This is a genomic window from Clostridium estertheticum, assembly GCF_026650985.1.
Classification (GTDB): Bacteria; Bacillota; Clostridia; order Clostridiales; family Clostridiaceae; genus Clostridium_AD; species Clostridium_AD estertheticum_C.
In genome coordinates, this window is sequence record NZ_CP086239.1 from 942,235 (window position 1) to 958,762 (window position 16,528).

Consider the following 16,528-nt stretch of genomic DNA (forward strand, 5'->3'; position numbering starts at 1 on the left):
TGCCTGCTTTTGTGTTATTTATAATTTTACAGTTTGGCCTATATCAATAATTTTTATACTCCCATCATTTATTCTATTTAATGTATTAACAGTGTCATCATCCTTATCTTGAGCTAGAATATAGGTTTTATAATGAATGGGTATCATTAATTTAGCTTTTGTCATTTTAAACATTTTAAAGCTTTGCTCTGGAGAACAATGCATCTCTTGAAATTCATCAGGTTTATAGCAGCCTACAGGCATGATGGCTACATCTGCTACTAAATCTTTATATGCATCAGTGAGAGCAGTATCACCAGCAAAAAAGATCTTTTTAAGGTCACTTTCAATTATATAGGAGTTGCTCTCAGCTTTAGCTCCCCAAGGGTAACGCCTTCCATCGTGATTCGCTTTTAATGCCTTTATTTTTATGTGTCTATCACTATATATTTCAGAGTGGTTTAGAAGCACTATATGTTTAAAACCTAAAATTTTTAAAGGCATGTTTAAGTAAATAGGTGCAATAACTATAGCACTTTTATTTATTTTCCTGAGGGTTGAATAATTCATATGATCCATATGACCATGAGAAATAACTATGTAATCAATATTAATGGATGATAAATTTAAAGAGGGTTTAACTAACCTTTTTAGTTCACCAAGATTTAAACTAGTTACAGGATCAGTTACTATAATCTTATCGTTTAAATTAATGACTACAGTAGCATGACCTACCCAGTGGATAGAATTTTCTACTATAGGCTCATATAACGGCGCTTTTATAGGTTTAAAGTACAACTTAAAGTTTCTACGATGCAATTTATACATATATTCAACTGTTTTAGATAATCTAACAAAGCTCATTTTATACCTCTTATTTTGTGTATTTATTTTATAGTAAATGATTATATTTTTATTTAAGCTTTAATTTTTCTGATTTTATTATACCATAACGTTATACAGTCTTCACCAAATTATGAATAACCTCATATAGTATTTAGATAGGTAGAATAAGCTTTTAAAGCGATTTATTTAAGTAAAAGTGGGATTCTATCAAAGAGGAGAATGTGATTGTATGAATATATGCGTTATTGGAGCTGGATATGTAGGACTTATAACGGCATTATGTTTTGGTAAGAAAGAGAATAAGGTTATTTGTGTAGAAAAAGACTTGGATAAATTAAACATGCTAAAAACTGGAGTACCAACTATCTTTGAAGAGGGATTAGACGAATTACTAAAAGAAACTTTAAATACAAATAGTGTTAAGTTTACTGACGATTTAGAAATAGGAATTAAATCTTCAGATATAATATTTATTGCTGTAGGAACTCCAACAAAGGATAATTGGGATGTAGATATGGGACAAGTAGACGCAGTAATAAATCTAATTTCACCATATATTAATAAATATAAAGTAGTAGTAACTAAAAGTACGGTGCCAGTAGGTACTCAAAAATATATAACAAGTAAGTTGTTAAAAAATCATGTTCAAAAGGAATGCTTTGATGTAGTTTCTAACCCAGAATTCTTAAGAGAAGGAAAAGCCATATATGATTTTTTCTATGGCGATAAAATAGTCTTAGGCTCAGAATCACAAAAAGCTTTGGATGTAATGAAAAAATTGTACGAGCCATTTAATATAAAAATGGTTTTAACTAACCCTGAAACTGCAGAATTAATTAAATATACCTCTAATGCATTGTTATCGGTGAAAATTTCTTTTATGAATGAAATAGCTAATCTTTGCAATAAAGCTTGCGCTGACATTGATGTAATTGCATATGCTTTAGGACTAGATAAGAGAATTTCACCCTTGTTTTTAAAAGCTGGAATAGGTTATGGTGGATCTTGCTTCCCGAAAGACACAAAAGCATTAGTTAAAATGTCTGAAAATTATAATTGTAATCTAAATATTGTAAAGGCCACTGTTGATGTAAATGAAAAACAAAGAGTATTACCAGTGGATATATTATTAGAACATTATAAAATAATTGAAGGAAAAACAGTAGCTATATTAGGGCTAACGTTTAAACCGGATACGGATGATATTAGGGAAGCCCCATCTTTATATATAATCGAAAAGTTATTAAAGAATAAAGTCAATATAAAAGCTTATGATCCTATGGTCACAAATGAAATAAAAAATATATTTCCAGATATAACTTATTGTGATGGAATGTATAAATGTTTAGAAGACTGTGATGCGATGATAATTTGTACAGAATGGAATGAGTTCTATAGCATAGATTTATGTAAGGTTAATGAGATTATGAGTGAATCTGTAATAATTGATGGAAGAAATATATTGGATATAGAGAAAATTAAAGAGGCTAATATTAAAGCTTATTATTCTGTAGGAAAAGGAAATATTAAAAATTAAAAGAAATAAGTAAAATAAAATGGCTACTACTTTAAATAATAAAGTAGTAGTCATTTATTTGTATTATTAATATAATGGGATAGTTTTAAACCATTTTACAAATTTGTGAATTCCATAATCAAAATTTGTTATTGGATTATAACCTAAAATTTCTTTCGATTTAGAAATATTAGCATAAGTTATATTCACATCACCAGGTTGCATAGGCAAATATTTAATAATTGCTTTAGTACCAAGTTCGATTTCTATTCGTTCTATCATATACTTAAGCATGATAGTAGTAGAATCGCCTAAATTAAATATTTCATACTTATTATTGCCTTTAATTGTCCATGTTATGGCTTTATCTATGCCTTGAACTATATCATCTATATAGGTGTAGTCTCGTTTTGTAGTGCCATCTCCGAAAATAGAAATTTCATTTCCTTTTAAAATAGATTCTGTAAATTTATAGATAGCTAAATCAGGTCTCTGTCTTGGACCATATACAGTGAAAAATCTAAGGCAAGCTATATTAAACCCATATAGATGGCTATAAACATGACATAATAGTTCACCAGATTTCTTAGTGGCCCCGTAAGGTGAGATTGGTGAATCTACAGAGTCTGACTCAGTGAAGGGAAGTTTTTCGTTATTTCCATATACAGATGAAGAGGAGGCAAATATAAATTTATTTATCTTATATTTATTACATAAGTCTAATAAGTTTAGTGTACCAGCCATGTTTACTTCGTTATATAAAAATGGGTTTATGATAGACGGGCGAACACCAGCCATGGCTGCAAGGTGAATTACTATATCTATTTTGTATAAACTAAATATTTTTGTCAAAAAAATTGTATCTCGGATATCGCCTTCTTTTATTATTAAATTATCATCAGTAATATTGTTGATTTTCATTAAATTTTGTATCTTAGTGATATTATTTCTTTTTATCAAAGGATTATAGAAGTCATTAAAATTATCGACAATAATTATTTTATTATTGTTTTTTAATAAATAATCACAGAGGTTTGAACCAATAAAGCCTGCTCCTCCAGTTACTAAAATTGAATTATTCAATAGTACACTTCCTTATTTAAATTATTTAATATTATCAAAAAGTTTTAATAAATCATTAGCAAGTCTATTAAAATTATATTTTTCCTCAGCTAGTTTTCGACCATTAGCCCCTAGCTCGAGGCATAGATCTTTATTATCTAGAAGACGAAGTATATTTTTTTCAAGAACCCTTGGGTTTTCACAATCATTACCATTAATTATAAAGCCATTTATACCATCTTCCATTACTTCTGCATTACCACCACGATTAGTAGTTATAATAGGAAGTCCTGCTGCCATAGCTTCATAGTGAACTCGTGCTAAGGGCTCTCTCCATTGTGACAAATTAACAAAAATATCTCCGATGCTATAATATTTAGGAATTTCGTAAGGACTTAGGAAACCTGTAAAAATAACTGGTCCTTTTAGTTCTTTTGATATGCGTTTTAATAATTTAACATAATCAGTAGGTTGATTTCCACCATACCATTTGCTACCAACAATCATTAGGGCAGTATTTGGGTGTGACTCCATAACAGAATTCATAGCATCGAGTACTATATGAGTACCTTTTTTTGGAGTTAATCTACCTACATATAATATTGTTTTATAATCCTTAAGACCATATTTCTCTCGAAGTATATTTCTACTAGAATCCTTAACATCATTATTACAAACTGGTTTATATAAATTGCAATCTACTGCAGAATATACGGGATGAAGTTTTTCTTTGGCAAATGGATACAATTCTTTTACTCCATTTGCAATAAAGCCGCTTACAGTGGTGATAAAGCTTACCCTATTAATGCAGGCACTTGCTAATTCATTACTAATTTTATTATGGCCAAACATTTCATTATGAAGGCTTAAGCTAAAAGCGCAAGTTAAGCCTTTACTTAAGAAGGGGACCCAGCGAGGTCTATTAAATACATGAACTAAATCAAAGTCATTTGTAAGAAACTTTTTTACACCAAGTACGTACTCATCACTAGTGCGTGCAGGTAATCGTATATATTTTACATTATTTTCGAAAGCCCTGTTAGGTAGATTAGGATCTTGTATACTAAACACAGTTATTTCATGGAGTTTTGATAACATAGGCAAGGCACCTTCAAGATACATTTGAACAGCGCCACCATTAATAGGGGGAAAGGTAAGCTTTTCCGTACAAATTATTGCTATTTTCAATATATGCCTCCTTTAAAGCCATTTTTGAAGCGTAGAAAATTTATTTTGTTCGAAGCTAGAAATTGCAGAAATTCTTTGAGCACTTATTGATTTATCACTTTTGTGTATACTTTTTATTAAACCAAAGAACCAATGAGGGAACATTAAGTCGATTTTTAAAACTTCTCTGTGTTCTGGTGAAAGAATATTATTTATTTCATAGAATTTTAATATAGTTTCAATGTTATTTATACTGTAATCATTAAATTGCATCATTCTTTTCCCGATAATCTTTCTTAAATCTCGAGAAGGTAAGTCGTAGGTAACACTATCCAAATCTATAACTATGCCTTTGCCGTCTATTAGCATTACGTTTCCGGTGCCAAAATCCTGATGACATAAACAAGACTCTTTTTGATTAATGCTACATAAATCACTATAAGAAGAACTATTAATTAGATTAATTGTTTTATCGCAAATTTCTATGATTGGATCTATATGATCTACAAAGCTCGAATAATTTGCATTATTAGGATTTTGTATACAAATTTCTTTTATCTTTAACATTCTATTTTTCATAGATGTATATTGTTTTGGCCAGTTCCCAAGTTTAGAGGATGTTTTAGAATTAATTGGCGGCACATATCCAATGGAGGTTATGTGAAATTTTGATAATGACTGTAATGCTAAGGGTAAATCTTTAGGGTTTTCTAAATTCATATCGCGCCCGTTGACCCAACTGTATAATACAAATAACTGTCCGTTATATTCAGTTATAAAATTACCCTCAGCATTAGGATAGACCCTGGGTACCATGCCACCATTGTTAAATATATATATCTGTGCATTAACCGAGAAAAGAGCCTCTTCCATAGTTTGATTTAATCTTTTAAGGCATAGGGGTGTATTTTTGTAAGTTAATTTCCATAATGTTTTCAAACCTTTACTTTGAAGCATTTTTAAATTCAAAGGTTTTATATCGTACGCTAAAAGAACTTTACTACCAAGTGATAAATAGTTATTTGATTCGTTATCCAATTTAATGCCTCCAATCCAATTTAATACCAGATATTAATAATTTATGAAGGAATAATTCTTTCGAAATCTTGCAAAATAGGTTCAATAGATTTTTCTATTTTAATCATTCCTTTTAATCTTTCAATATATCTAGCCTCAGGCCAACTGATTTCTCTTTTTTCATAATATTTGCTCATTATGCCTACAAAAAGATGAGGGAAAATTAATGCTTCTTTTAATACCTGCCATTTCCAGTGTTCTAGTGGATTTATGGCATTGTACCATTGTAATATCTGTGATGTTAATTTTAAATCCCATTGGCCTTCCTTTTTCATGATCTTATTTAAAAATTTTCTTATGTCTCTAGTAGGTAAATCTATAGTAATAGAATCTATATCTAAAACAAATATTTCTTTAGAACTAGTAAGAATAAGATTACTAGCAGTAAAATCTTGATGACAAAGGCAATTTGTATTTTTAGTCTCAAGGGCCCATCTGGAATATCCTGATTTCTTATTTTCAGCTATTGCTAATTGCATTCTTTTATAAAAATAAGGAAACTGTGATATAATAATTTGTCCGAATTCTGAATGTTTAGGAATAGACATTTCGGTATCATAAAAACCTTTTAATTTAATCATTTGACCTTCAAACTCTTCCTTTTGAAGACCTAGATGTAACCTTGGCTTGCAATCATCAGGAAATTCAAAACCTCTAGAGGCGTAATGGAACGTAGCTAGCGCTTCGACTATCATTTTTAATTCTTGAGGTTTGTCCTCATTTGGGGTATTGCCAATAATAGCATCACTTAAAACGTAACAGCAATTAACTCCTTTTATATAATTATTATTGTTTTTTGTTTTAATAATATTAGATAAGTTAACCTCTCTATTTTTTAAGTGCTCAACAGCTGAGAGTATGAATTCGAGGGTTTTAGATGAGCAGGAGTGTTTTTTTAAGACTTTATCACCATCAGTAGTTTTTATCCACCAGATGGCCTTTTTACCTTTATCGGATTGTTGTTTTATATCAACAATATTAATATTATATTGAGATAATATTAAATTTATATTTTCTTGTTCCATAATGTGGCCTCCTTATAACAATGAATATCAATCTTGAAATTTATATTTATATATAAAACCCTGAGGAGTCTTAATAAATGTTTAGGAAAAGAAAAGTCATACAAAACATCCCCAGGGAGTGTTAATTTAGTATTTATTAAAATTCAAAGGGCTCATAATCAAAGCTTACATCAGTAGTTATTTCCATTCCATCAGAGTTTATATTGGTATCTTCTTTTAATGTATCATCAGAATTTATATTGGTCTTTTCTTCGAATTCCTCAGCAGAACTCATATTGATATCTTCTTCTAATGCGTTAGTTTGTTTTGACTTTTGTCCCCATGTAACTTTAATTGTAAAATCACCATAATTTTCATCACTATCAAGTTTAAATTGGTAATTCAATTCTTCATCATCTGGTATGTTAACAAGAGCTCCATCTATTTTGAGCTTGTCTTTGAATAGTCTTATAACCTCATCCTTTAAAAAAAAGTAAAACTTCTCCTTATTTCCAGTATATTTTTCTCTATAATCCATGAATAACATCCCCTTCACTATAATAGTATTCTGATTTAACTATAAGGGTGATAGTAATAAGACATATTTTAAAAGGAAAATAAAAATGAATTCATTAAAATAATTACAATACTTGTTTTAATCAATAATTACAAAAGGTAATTTTATAATACTCAAAAATATGATATATTAATATTAAGAGTTTTACATACTTGATTAAAAACAGTAAATGATAAATATATAGGTAATTTGCATCTGTAAAATAACTTTATGAGGAAGGTGTTTTTATGAAAATTTATTCATGGAATGTAAATGGTATAAGAGCCATAAAAAATAAAGGATTTATTGAATGGATTGGGAGTGAGCAACCAGAGGTTTTATGTTTGCAAGAAACAAAAATTCAAGAGGATCAAATAAGCGATGAGCTTAAAAATATAGAAGGGTATTATTCATATTTTTGTTGTGCGCAGAAGAAAGGTTATAGTGGAGTAGCTATATACACTAAGCAAAAACCAATATCTGTTATGCGAGGGATTGGAATAGAGAAATTTGATAGTGAAGGGCGAATATTAATAGCTGAATTTGAAAATTTCACACTTTTTAATATTTACTTTCCTAATGGTCAAAAGGATGAGGATAGATTAAATTATAAAATGGAATTTTATGATGAATTACTAGCTTACTGTGAAAAGTTAAGAAAAAAAGGAAAAAAGCTAATTATTTGTGGGGATTATAATACCGCTCATAATGTTATTGATCTTAAAAATCCAAAGGCAAATGAAAAATACTCAGGGTTCTTACCTATAGAGCGGGCGTGGATGGATAAATTTATATCTCATGGTTACGTTGATACTTTTAGATATCTTCATGCAGAGGAAGTAAAATATTCTTGGTGGAGTTACAGATTTAAGGCTAGGGAAAAAAATGCAGGGTGGCGTCTTGACTACTTTTTTATAACAAAGGACCTATTAAGCGAGCTGAAGGAAGCCTCTATTTTAAATGAGGTTATAGGATCAGATCATTGCCCTGTGAGCATTATTTTATAGTAATATTTAAATTAAGATGCAAAGTAGTGTATCAATTATTTATTTAAACTAGTTCAGTGTATAATGATATTATATTTAGTTAATTTATAATTTTTGAACTAGTTTTCAAAAAGTGAAAGGAAGTTTTAGTTATGAACAATGAGAATAATTTGTATCCTGTAAAATTCAAGAAAAGATATGGGTACATAGATAGGGAAGGCAATGTAGTTATAGAAAATAAATTTAATTATGCTCAGGAGTTTGAAGGTGACTTAGCAATAGTGGGTATAGATGACAAGTATGGCTTTATAAATAAGGCTGGAGAGTTTGTCATAGAACCTAAGTATGATGAAGTTATGCCATTTAACGAAGGGCTTGCAGCAATAAAAGTAGGTCATAAAAATGGGTATATTAATTTAAGCGGAAAACTTATAGTTGAACCTAAATATGAGGAAGCTAATTTCTTTATTGAAGGAAGAGCAGCAGTAAAGAGTGGCTATATGTGGGGATATATAGATAGTGAAGGTACGGAAATAGTACCACCAAAATATTTAGATGCTAATGATTATAGTGATGGATTAGCAGCAGTTCAAATAGGTGGTAAGATAGCATATATAGATAAGGATGGTAAAATTATAATAGATGCAATTTATGATTATGCTAATGAATTTTACAGTGGAATAGCATCAGTTTGTTCTAAGGGAAAGTATGGGTATATAAACAAGAGCGGAGAAATAATTATACCGCTACGATATAATGTTTGCTCTGAGTTCAATGAAGGATTAGCAGCAGTTGAGATAAGAGAAAAATACGGATACATAGATAACACGGGAGACATTATTATAAAACCGAAATTTGAGTGGGCTGGCAAATTTTATGAAGGTATAGCTGTAATTTGTGAAAATGAAAAATATGGTTGTATTGATAAAAGTGGTAATATTACAATACCAACAAATTTTGAAGACATAGATATTATAAGTGAGGGTTTAATAGCTGCTCAAATAGGAGATTTGTGGGGTTACATAGATTGTTTAGGTGAAATGATTATAGAACCAATTTTTGAAGAAGCCTATGAATTTACCCAGGGAATTGCAAGGGTTGAAATAGGTAAAAGGATTGGATATATCAATAAATCAGGAGAATACATTTGGAAATTACAAGCTTAGATTTTAGATTAATTGGTTGCCTCAAAATAGAAAGTGATTTCTATTTTGAGGCATTTTTGTCCGAATATAAAAGTGGATTTTTAGGATGCGCTTTTTATGTATATTTTCAATAAGAAAATTATTAACTTAATCTAAATTCTTATGAACGGGTAGGGGGTTTGCATTTAAGAAATCTATAAATACTTTTGAAACAGTGGATAAACAACAATTTTTTCTCCAAACGAGAGCAATTTTTATAGGAATAGTATTACATAATGGAATTTTTGTTATTTTATCATTATCTTCAACAATTTCTTTTAATAAAAAAGATATACCAACCCCGTTTGTAATAAGTCCTTTGACGGTTTCTAAGTGGTTGGACGATAAAATAATATTAGGCTGAATATGTTTTTCTCTAAAACGATTTAATACCTTCTCCCTTATGTAGAAGCCTTCTTTTAATAAGATAATAGGTTCGCTTTTAATATCTTCAAATGTAATAGTTGACTTTTTTCTTAGCGGATGTTCTTTTTTTAAGCAAACTAAGAGTTCGCTATCTAAAATAGGCAAGGAAGCTAGTATATCATTACCTGGGTCACCTATAATAAGACCTAAATCCAAGTCTCCATTTTCTATCATTTGTCTTGTTTCAATAGATCCATATTCTATAATATTGAGTTTGATATTTGGATATAATTGTTTAAATTTAATAAAAACTATAGGAAATATAAAGGTACCGATCATTGGAGGTATGCCTATTGTAAGTATACCCTTTTTAAGATCCTCGTAATCTTTCATTTCGGTAGTGGCATTGTCTACTAGTTTTAAAATTTCATCTACTCTCTTTAAAAAAATTTTTCCTTCAACTGTGGGAAAAAGTTGCTTTTTAGATCTGTCAAAGAGTACACAGGACAGTTCTTTTTCTAAATTCTTAATGGAATTGGTAATGGATGGTTGGGTTACGTAAAGTTTTTTTGCAGCTTGTGTAATACTATTTAATTGACAAACCATCTGAAAATATTGTAACTGTCTTAATTCCATAACGCAGCCTCCTAATTATAGATTTCAACTATGAAACCATAGTTGATTAATGTTTCTAAATTATAATGGAAAACGTTATAATTTTAACAAAAATTAAATTGAATTATACAATATAAAAAAATATAAAAAAATACTTATTTGTTGATAAATGTAGATATATCAACAAAATTAAGAAAAGAATACTTTGTTATAGTAAATTTATAAGATGTTTCTTTATGATAGGCAAATACTATTATATCATAGTTTAATGGTATTTTAAATTTAGAAGAATACATGTTATAATTTTAACAAGAAGTTAAGTGAAACTTCATCATTTTTAAGAAATAAACGTTAACAGATAATATAAACATTTTTTACTAACTAGTATTAAAACATTAATAAATTGAAGGGAGGTGCAAATCTAGACTTATACATTTGTTTAAAAGTCTAGATGAAAAATATGAAGTATAGTTATTATCCAGGTTGTACGTTAAAGACGAAAGCTCAGGAATTAGAAAAGTATGCACTAGATTCTGCAAAAGTCTTGGGGTTTGAGCTAGAAGAGCAAAAAGAGTGGCAATGTTGTGGTGCGGTATATCCAATGGCCACTGATGAAATAGCTACTAAATTATCCGCTGTACGGAGCCTAGCAGCAGCAAGGGATAAAGGTGAAAAGCTAGTCACTTTATGTGCAGCATGTCATCATGTGATTAAAAGAGTAAATGAAGATATGAAAAGCAAAGAGGATATAAAATCAAAGGTTAACAATTATTTAGACTTGCCAAAAGAATACGAGGGTGAGACACAAGTTCTTCATTATCTAGAAGTACTTAGAGATGAAATAGGATTTGATGAACTAGCTAAAAAAGTTACGAATCCTCTTACTAATCGTAAAATTGGTGCATATTATGGTTGTTTGCTCCTTCGTCCAAGTAGTACTATGAATTTTGATGATCCAGAAAATCCTTCTATTATAGAAGATTTTATTACAGCAATAGGAGCTATTCCAGTTATATATCCATATAGAACGGAGTGTTGTGGAGGGTACCTTTGTTTAGAACAGAAGGATCTTGTAAACAAAATGACAGATAATATAATACAATCCGCTGTAAAAAATGATGCAGAAGAAATTGTTACTGCATGCCCCCTTTGTAAATATAACCTAGAAATTAGTAATGATGGGGCAAAAGATAAACTATCTATTACCTATTTCACAGAACTTTTAGCAGAAGCTTTAGGTGTTAAATAAGATAGGAGGAGATAGTGTAATGAAAAGAGTGAAAATATATTCAGGCAAAAGATCAAAAGAGTTAGAGCAAATTCTTCAAATTAGTGGGCAGAGGATACAAGATTGCATCCAGTGTGGAAAATGTTCAGCAAGTTGCCCTGCAAGTGAAGGGATGGATATTCTACCTCATCAGGTCATAAGATTACTTCAGACAGGAGAACTAGACAAGGTTATAGAAAGTAAAACGATTTGGTCTTGTGCTTCATGTTTCACATGTTCTGAGCGTTGTCCTAGGGATATAGATATTGCAAACGTTTTAGAGGCAGTGAGACTTATAGTTATTAGGCGTTCAGGAGAAAATAGAATAAAAGCTGAAGATGTTATTAAAAAAATAGATGATAAAATGCCCCAACAGGCAATAGCAAGTGTATTTAGAAAGTACAACAAATAATTTTTACATTAAAATAATGAAACTGTTATTTTTAAAGGAGGAATCAAATTGCAGAAAATTGGAGTTTTTGTTTGTTGGTGTGGAAGTAATATAGCAGCTACCGTAGACATTGATAAAGTCATAGAAGAAGCACAAAAAATGCCTGGAGTTGTATATGCTAAAGACTATCAATATATGTGTTCCGAAGTAGGTCAGAATTTGATCAAAAATGCGATAAAAGATCAAAAATTAGACAGAGTTGTGGTAGCATCATGTTCACCTAGAATGCATGAGGCAACATTTAGAAAAGCGGCTAAAGCAGCAGGTCTAAACCCATATTTATTAGAAGTTGCTAATATTCGAGAACATTGTTCTTGGATTCATAAGGATAAAGAGATTGGAACGCCTAAAGCCATAGCTCTTGTTAGGGCTGCAGTGGCTAAAGCTACATTAAATAGTGAACTTACACCAGGCCAAATAGATGTAACAAAAAGGGCACTTGTTATTGGTGGAGGAATAGCAGGAATTCAAACGGCTCTTGATATTGCTGAGGCTGGTTATCAAGTTGATATCATTGAGAAGTCACCAAGTATTGGTGGTAAGATGTCTCAACTTGATAAAACATTCCCAACACTCGATTGTTCTGCCTGTATTTTGACACCGAAAATGGTAGATGCCGCATCTCATGAAAATATAACATTATATACATACAGTGAGCTTGAGGCAGTTAAAGGATATGTGGGAAACTTTGAAGCAACCATTAACCAAAAGGCACGAAGTATAAATATGGATAAGTGTACTGGTTGTGGTGTCTGTACTGAAAAATGTCCTTCGAAAAAAGCTAAAAGTGAGTTTAATGAAGGATTAAGAAACAGAGGGGCCATTTATATGCCTTTCGCTCAGGCGGTTCCAAACGTACCTGTTATAGATAGAGAACATTGTATCAAGTTTAAAACAGGAAAATGTGGAATTTGCGAAAAAGTATGTACAGCGGGTGCTGTTGATTTTTCTCAGGTTGATACTAAAATAACAAAACAATATGGTGCTATAGTGGTATCCACAGGTTATGATCTTATAAGTTTAGATAAATTTGGAGAATACCAGTATGGTCAACATCCTGATGTAATAACATCGCTTGAATTTGAGAGATTAACAAATGCTGCAGGTCCAACAGCAGGTCATCTATTATGTCCATCTGACCAAAGAGTGCCTAAAAAAGTAGTGTTTATACAATGTGTTGGATCAAGGGACAAGACCTTAAGGGGTAAACCTTACTGTTCAAAAATTTGTTGTATGTACACAGCAAAACATGCAATGTTACTTAAGGATCATTATCCTGATATGGAAGCCTATGTTTTTTATATTGATGTTCGTACACCAGGAAAAAACTTTGAAGAGTTCCAGAGAAGAGCTGTTGAAGAATATGGTGTTCATTATATTAAAGGAATGGTTGGTAAAGTTTTTCCAAATGGAGAGAATCTTCAAGTTAATGCTATTGATGCTTCGACTGGAGAGACAGTTCAAATTGATGCAGATATAGTAGTGCTCGCTGCGGCAACTAAGGCCAAAGATGATGCAACTACAATTAAAAGAATATTAGGCATAAGTACAGATACAAATAATTTCTTTACAGAGGCGCATCCAAAACTTCGTCCTGTTGAAACTCATTCTGCAGGGATATTTCTAGCAGGAGCATGCCAAGGACCAAAGGATATACCAGAGACAGTAGCACAAGCAAGTGCTGCAGCAGCAAAGGTAATTGGCGTATTAAGTAAGGATAAGTTGGTTAATAATCCTTGTGTTTCAGAAGTAGATGAATCGATTTGTAGTGGATGTCTTGCGTGTACTAAAATATGTCCATATGATGCAATCTCATCAAAAACAATTGAAGTTAAAGAGAATGGAAATATAATTAATAAAATAGTTGCAAGTGTAAATGAAGCACTTTGTCAAGGATGTGGCGGATGTACTGTAGCTTGTCGTCCTGGTGCCATTGATCTTAAAGGATTTACTAATAAACAGATTTTAGCGGAGGTGGATGCAATATGTCGATAGAAGCCGAAAAAATCGAGGGGATAGATAAAAGTGAATTTGAACCCTTAATTGTAGCTTTTTGTTGTAACTGGTGTAGTTATGCAGGAGCAGATTTAGCGGGGACAAGCAGATTAGCTTATCCTGCCAATGTTAAAATTATTAGGGTTCCATGCTCATGTAGAGTAAGTGAAAACTTTATACTTCGTGCATTTCAACATGGGGCTGACGGTGTAGTAATTGCCGGTTGTCATCCAGGGGATTGCCATTATACAAGCGGAAACTATCATACAAGACGTCGTTTTTCAATTTTGACAAATTTGCTTGTATTTATGGGGATAGAAAAAGAACGTTTTAGAGTGGATTGGATTTCAGCAGCCGAGGGACAAAAATTTTCAAGCGTTATGAATGACGTATTAGAGAAAGTTCATAAACTTGGCCCTAATAGAAAGTTGAGGGATGAAAGATGGATAAGATAACACAAAAAATAAGAGAGACCGCAAAATTAGCCCTAGAAAATGGGGAAGTAGAAAAAATTATAGGCTGGGAAAAGGGAGATACATTTGATGATTCTTATCCCGTATTTATAACAGATGTTGATAAAGTAGATTCTTTAGTATGGGATTGTTTCTGCGTTAATAATCTAAGTAAATATTTGCTTAATGAATTAAAAGATAATAAAAAAGTAGGTATATTTTTAAAAGGATGCGATTCCCTTGGATTTAACCAACTTATAAATGACAACAGAGTAGATCGAAGCAAGGTTGTTGTTTATGGAATAGGTTGTCCTGGGATGATTGACCCAGAAAAAGTAAAAAAAGAAGGATTAGATAAAGGCCTTTTAAGTGTTAAAAGATCTGGGGATGAAATCATATTTGTAAAAAAAGATGGTGAAAAGAAGGTTACCTCAAAGGAATTTGAATATGATAAATGCATTAGATGTAGACGACCTAATCCTGTAGTGTATGATCAGTTAATGTCGGATACGGTAACTAGAGAAGTAGATCCACTAGAACGGTTTAAAGAGGTAGAAAAACTTGAAGCTCTAACTGATAAAGAAAGATCTGATTTTTGGGCAGCTCAATTTTCAAAATGCATAAGATGTAATGCTTGTCGTAATATATGTCCTGCATGTAGTTGCGTAAAATGTATTTTTGACAACGATAAAGTTGATGTATCAGGTAAAGCAAATGTAGAAAGCGAAGAGCAGTTTTATCATATTATTAGGGCTTACCACGTTGGTGGTCGTTGCGTGGACTGTGGAGAATGTAGCAGAGTATGTCCAGCGAATATACCGCTTTACCTATTAAATAGTAAAATAATGAAAGATATAAATGAGCTTTATGGTGAATATGATGCGGGAGTAGATCCAACTAAACAAGCCCCAATCGGAATGTTTAAACTGGATGATAGTGATTCATTTACATCACACAGAGGTGGGAAAAAATGATGAAGAAAATATTAAAGAATAAGTTTTCGGATCTTTTTAGTAAAATTGATGAATCTTATGAACTGTTTTTGCCTATTGAAGTGGATGGAAAAGTAAACTTTGATATGTGGAAACAAGGAGATACGGTGAATGTAGAAAAACTGAAAACTAATATTTCACCAAAAAGTTTTATTTTCCCACAAAGTGAAACCTACTTAAAGTTTAAAAGGGACGGAAAGAAACTTGAACTAGACAATGTAGGAGGAAAAAAAGAGGAGTATGTATTGTTTGGAGTAAGGCATTGCGATGCAAGGAGCTTTAAGCTACTTGACAATGTATTTCTCAGTGATCCTGTAGATGCTTTATACGAAGAAAGGCGAGAAAAAGGAACTATCGTTTCCATGGCCTGTTTTAATCCTGCGGAAACTTGCTTTTGTAGTTCATTTGGGATTGAGCCACAAACAGCTTCGAAGGAAGTTGATGTTAACACATGGGATATTGGGGATAGCATACTTTGGGATCCACAAACTCAAAAAGGTGAAAACTTAACAAAGCAATTAAAGGATATTTTAGAAGATGTTACTGAACAGGATAAAAGTGAATTAAATGCATTACAAGAGGCTACAAATGATAAGTTAAAAGAGCTTCCTTTAGCAAACCTAGACCCTAAAAAAATAACGGGTGAGCTTAATGAGTTATTTGAATCTGAAATTTGGGGAGAACTTAGTCAGCGGTGCTTAGGATGTGGTTCATGTACTTATGTATGTCCTACTTGTCATTGTTATGATATTTCTGACTTTAAAGGGGATACATCTGGAGAAAGATTCCGTTGCTGGGATTCATGTATGTTCTCGGATTTTACTCTTATGGCACATGGAAATATCAGAAAAACGCAGAAGGAAAGATTCAGGCAGCGTTTCATGCATAAGCTTGTTTATTATCCCAATAATAATGAGGGTGTATATGCTTGCGTTGGATGTGGAAGGTGCGTTGAAAAATGTCCAGTTCACTTGGATATTGTTAAAGTAATTAAAAAGTTGGGTGGTGAATAA

16 protein-coding genes are annotated in these 16,528 nt (G+C 31.5%); 9 read left to right on the plus strand and 7 right to left on the minus strand.

The genetic code is table 11. The features are described from left to right. Positions 1–18: 18 nt before the first annotated feature. Positions 19–843, minus strand: a complete 825-nt coding sequence (locus LL038_RS04810; protein ID WP_216119806.1) for an MBL fold metallo-hydrolase — start codon at positions 841–843, stop codon at positions 19–21. A 211-nt stretch (positions 844–1,054) separates the two neighbouring features. Between LL038_RS04810 and LL038_RS04815 the strand changes: the two genes are divergently transcribed. Continuing rightward, a complete protein-coding gene (locus tag LL038_RS04815) occupies positions 1,055–2,362 on the plus strand; it encodes a UDP-glucose dehydrogenase family protein (protein WP_216119805.1) in 1,308 nt (435 codons plus the stop codon). A gap of 66 nt (positions 2,363–2,428) precedes the next feature. Here the strand turns inward: LL038_RS04815 and LL038_RS04820 are convergent, their stop codons facing one another. The 5 genes from LL038_RS04820 to LL038_RS04840 all read right to left on the minus strand — a co-directional run bounded on the left by LL038_RS04820 (position 2,429) and on the right by LL038_RS04840 (position 7,189). Further along, on the minus strand, positions 2,429–3,424 hold the full coding sequence (locus tag LL038_RS04820) for a GDP-mannose 4,6-dehydratase (RefSeq protein WP_216119804.1): 996 nt from the start codon (positions 3,422–3,424) through the stop codon (positions 2,429–2,431). A 21-nt stretch (positions 3,425–3,445) separates the two neighbouring features. Continuing rightward, a complete protein-coding gene (locus tag LL038_RS04825; protein WP_216119803.1) occupies positions 3,446–4,591 on the minus strand; it encodes a glycosyltransferase family 4 protein in 1,146 nt (381 codons plus the stop codon). 12 nt (positions 4,592–4,603) lie between these two features. Then, positions 4,604–5,608: a CotS family spore coat protein gene (locus LL038_RS04830; protein ID WP_216119802.1), complete on the minus strand. Its 1,005-nt coding sequence runs from the start codon at positions 5,606–5,608 to the stop codon at positions 4,604–4,606. A 41-nt stretch (positions 5,609–5,649) separates the two neighbouring features. After that, on the minus strand, positions 5,650–6,672 hold the full coding sequence (locus LL038_RS04835; RefSeq protein WP_216119801.1) for a CotS family spore coat protein: 1,023 nt from the start codon (positions 6,670–6,672) through the stop codon (positions 5,650–5,652). Positions 6,673–6,808: 136 nt separating this feature from the next. Continuing rightward, positions 6,809–7,189, minus strand: a complete 381-nt coding sequence (locus tag LL038_RS04840) for a hypothetical protein (protein WP_216119800.1) — start codon at positions 7,187–7,189, stop codon at positions 6,809–6,811. Between the two features lie 266 nt (positions 7,190–7,455). Here LL038_RS04840 and LL038_RS04845 point away from each other — a divergent pair, with 266 nt between their 5' ends. Together LL038_RS04845 and LL038_RS04850 are read left to right on the plus strand one after the other, a co-directional pair. Beyond that, positions 7,456–8,214, plus strand: a complete 759-nt coding sequence (locus LL038_RS04845; RefSeq protein WP_216119799.1) for an exodeoxyribonuclease III — start codon at positions 7,456–7,458, stop codon at positions 8,212–8,214. A gap of 131 nt (positions 8,215–8,345) precedes the next feature. Next, positions 8,346–9,359, plus strand: coding sequence for a WG repeat-containing protein (locus LL038_RS04850; protein WP_216119798.1), 1,014 nt, complete (start codon positions 8,346–8,348; stop codon positions 9,357–9,359). Between the two features lie 126 nt (positions 9,360–9,485). On the opposite strand, the gene LL038_RS04855 is transcribed toward LL038_RS04850, so the two are convergent. Then, the gene (locus tag LL038_RS04855) at positions 9,486–10,379 is read right to left on the minus strand and encodes a LysR family transcriptional regulator (protein WP_216119797.1); all 894 of its coding nucleotides are present in this window, start codon (positions 10,377–10,379) and stop codon (positions 9,486–9,488) included. Between the two features lie 439 nt (positions 10,380–10,818). Here LL038_RS04855 and LL038_RS04860 point away from each other — a divergent pair, with 439 nt between their 5' ends. From LL038_RS04860 to LL038_RS04885, 6 genes are read left to right on the plus strand one after another with little or no spacing between them, the layout of a single operon-like run. Continuing rightward, a complete protein-coding gene (locus LL038_RS04860) occupies positions 10,819–11,607 on the plus strand; it encodes a CoB--CoM heterodisulfide reductase iron-sulfur subunit B family protein (RefSeq protein WP_216120055.1) in 789 nt (262 codons plus the stop codon). Positions 11,608–11,626: 19 nt separating this feature from the next. Continuing rightward, entirely contained in the window at positions 11,627–12,037 is a 411-nt protein-coding gene (locus LL038_RS04865) for a 4Fe-4S dicluster domain-containing protein (RefSeq protein ID WP_216119796.1), read from the plus strand. A 48-nt stretch (positions 12,038–12,085) separates the two neighbouring features. Beyond that, positions 12,086–14,071, plus strand: a complete 1,986-nt coding sequence (locus LL038_RS04870) for a CoB--CoM heterodisulfide reductase iron-sulfur subunit A family protein (RefSeq protein ID WP_216119795.1) — start codon at positions 12,086–12,088, stop codon at positions 14,069–14,071. Further along, complete coding sequence (locus LL038_RS04875; RefSeq protein WP_071613085.1) at positions 14,062–14,526, plus strand: hydrogenase iron-sulfur subunit; 465 nt, start codon at positions 14,062–14,064, stop codon at positions 14,524–14,526. Before LL038_RS04870 ends, LL038_RS04875 begins: the two co-directional genes overlap by 10 nt. Next, positions 14,514–15,497: a 4Fe-4S dicluster domain-containing protein gene (locus LL038_RS04880; RefSeq protein ID WP_216119794.1), complete on the plus strand. Its 984-nt coding sequence runs from the start codon at positions 14,514–14,516 to the stop codon at positions 15,495–15,497. Before LL038_RS04875 ends, LL038_RS04880 begins: the two co-directional genes overlap by 13 nt. Next, complete coding sequence (locus LL038_RS04885) at positions 15,494–16,528, plus strand: 4Fe-4S dicluster domain-containing protein (RefSeq protein ID WP_309245014.1); 1,035 nt, start codon at positions 15,494–15,496, stop codon at positions 16,526–16,528. The genes LL038_RS04880 and LL038_RS04885 overlap by 4 nt, the downstream gene beginning before the upstream one ends.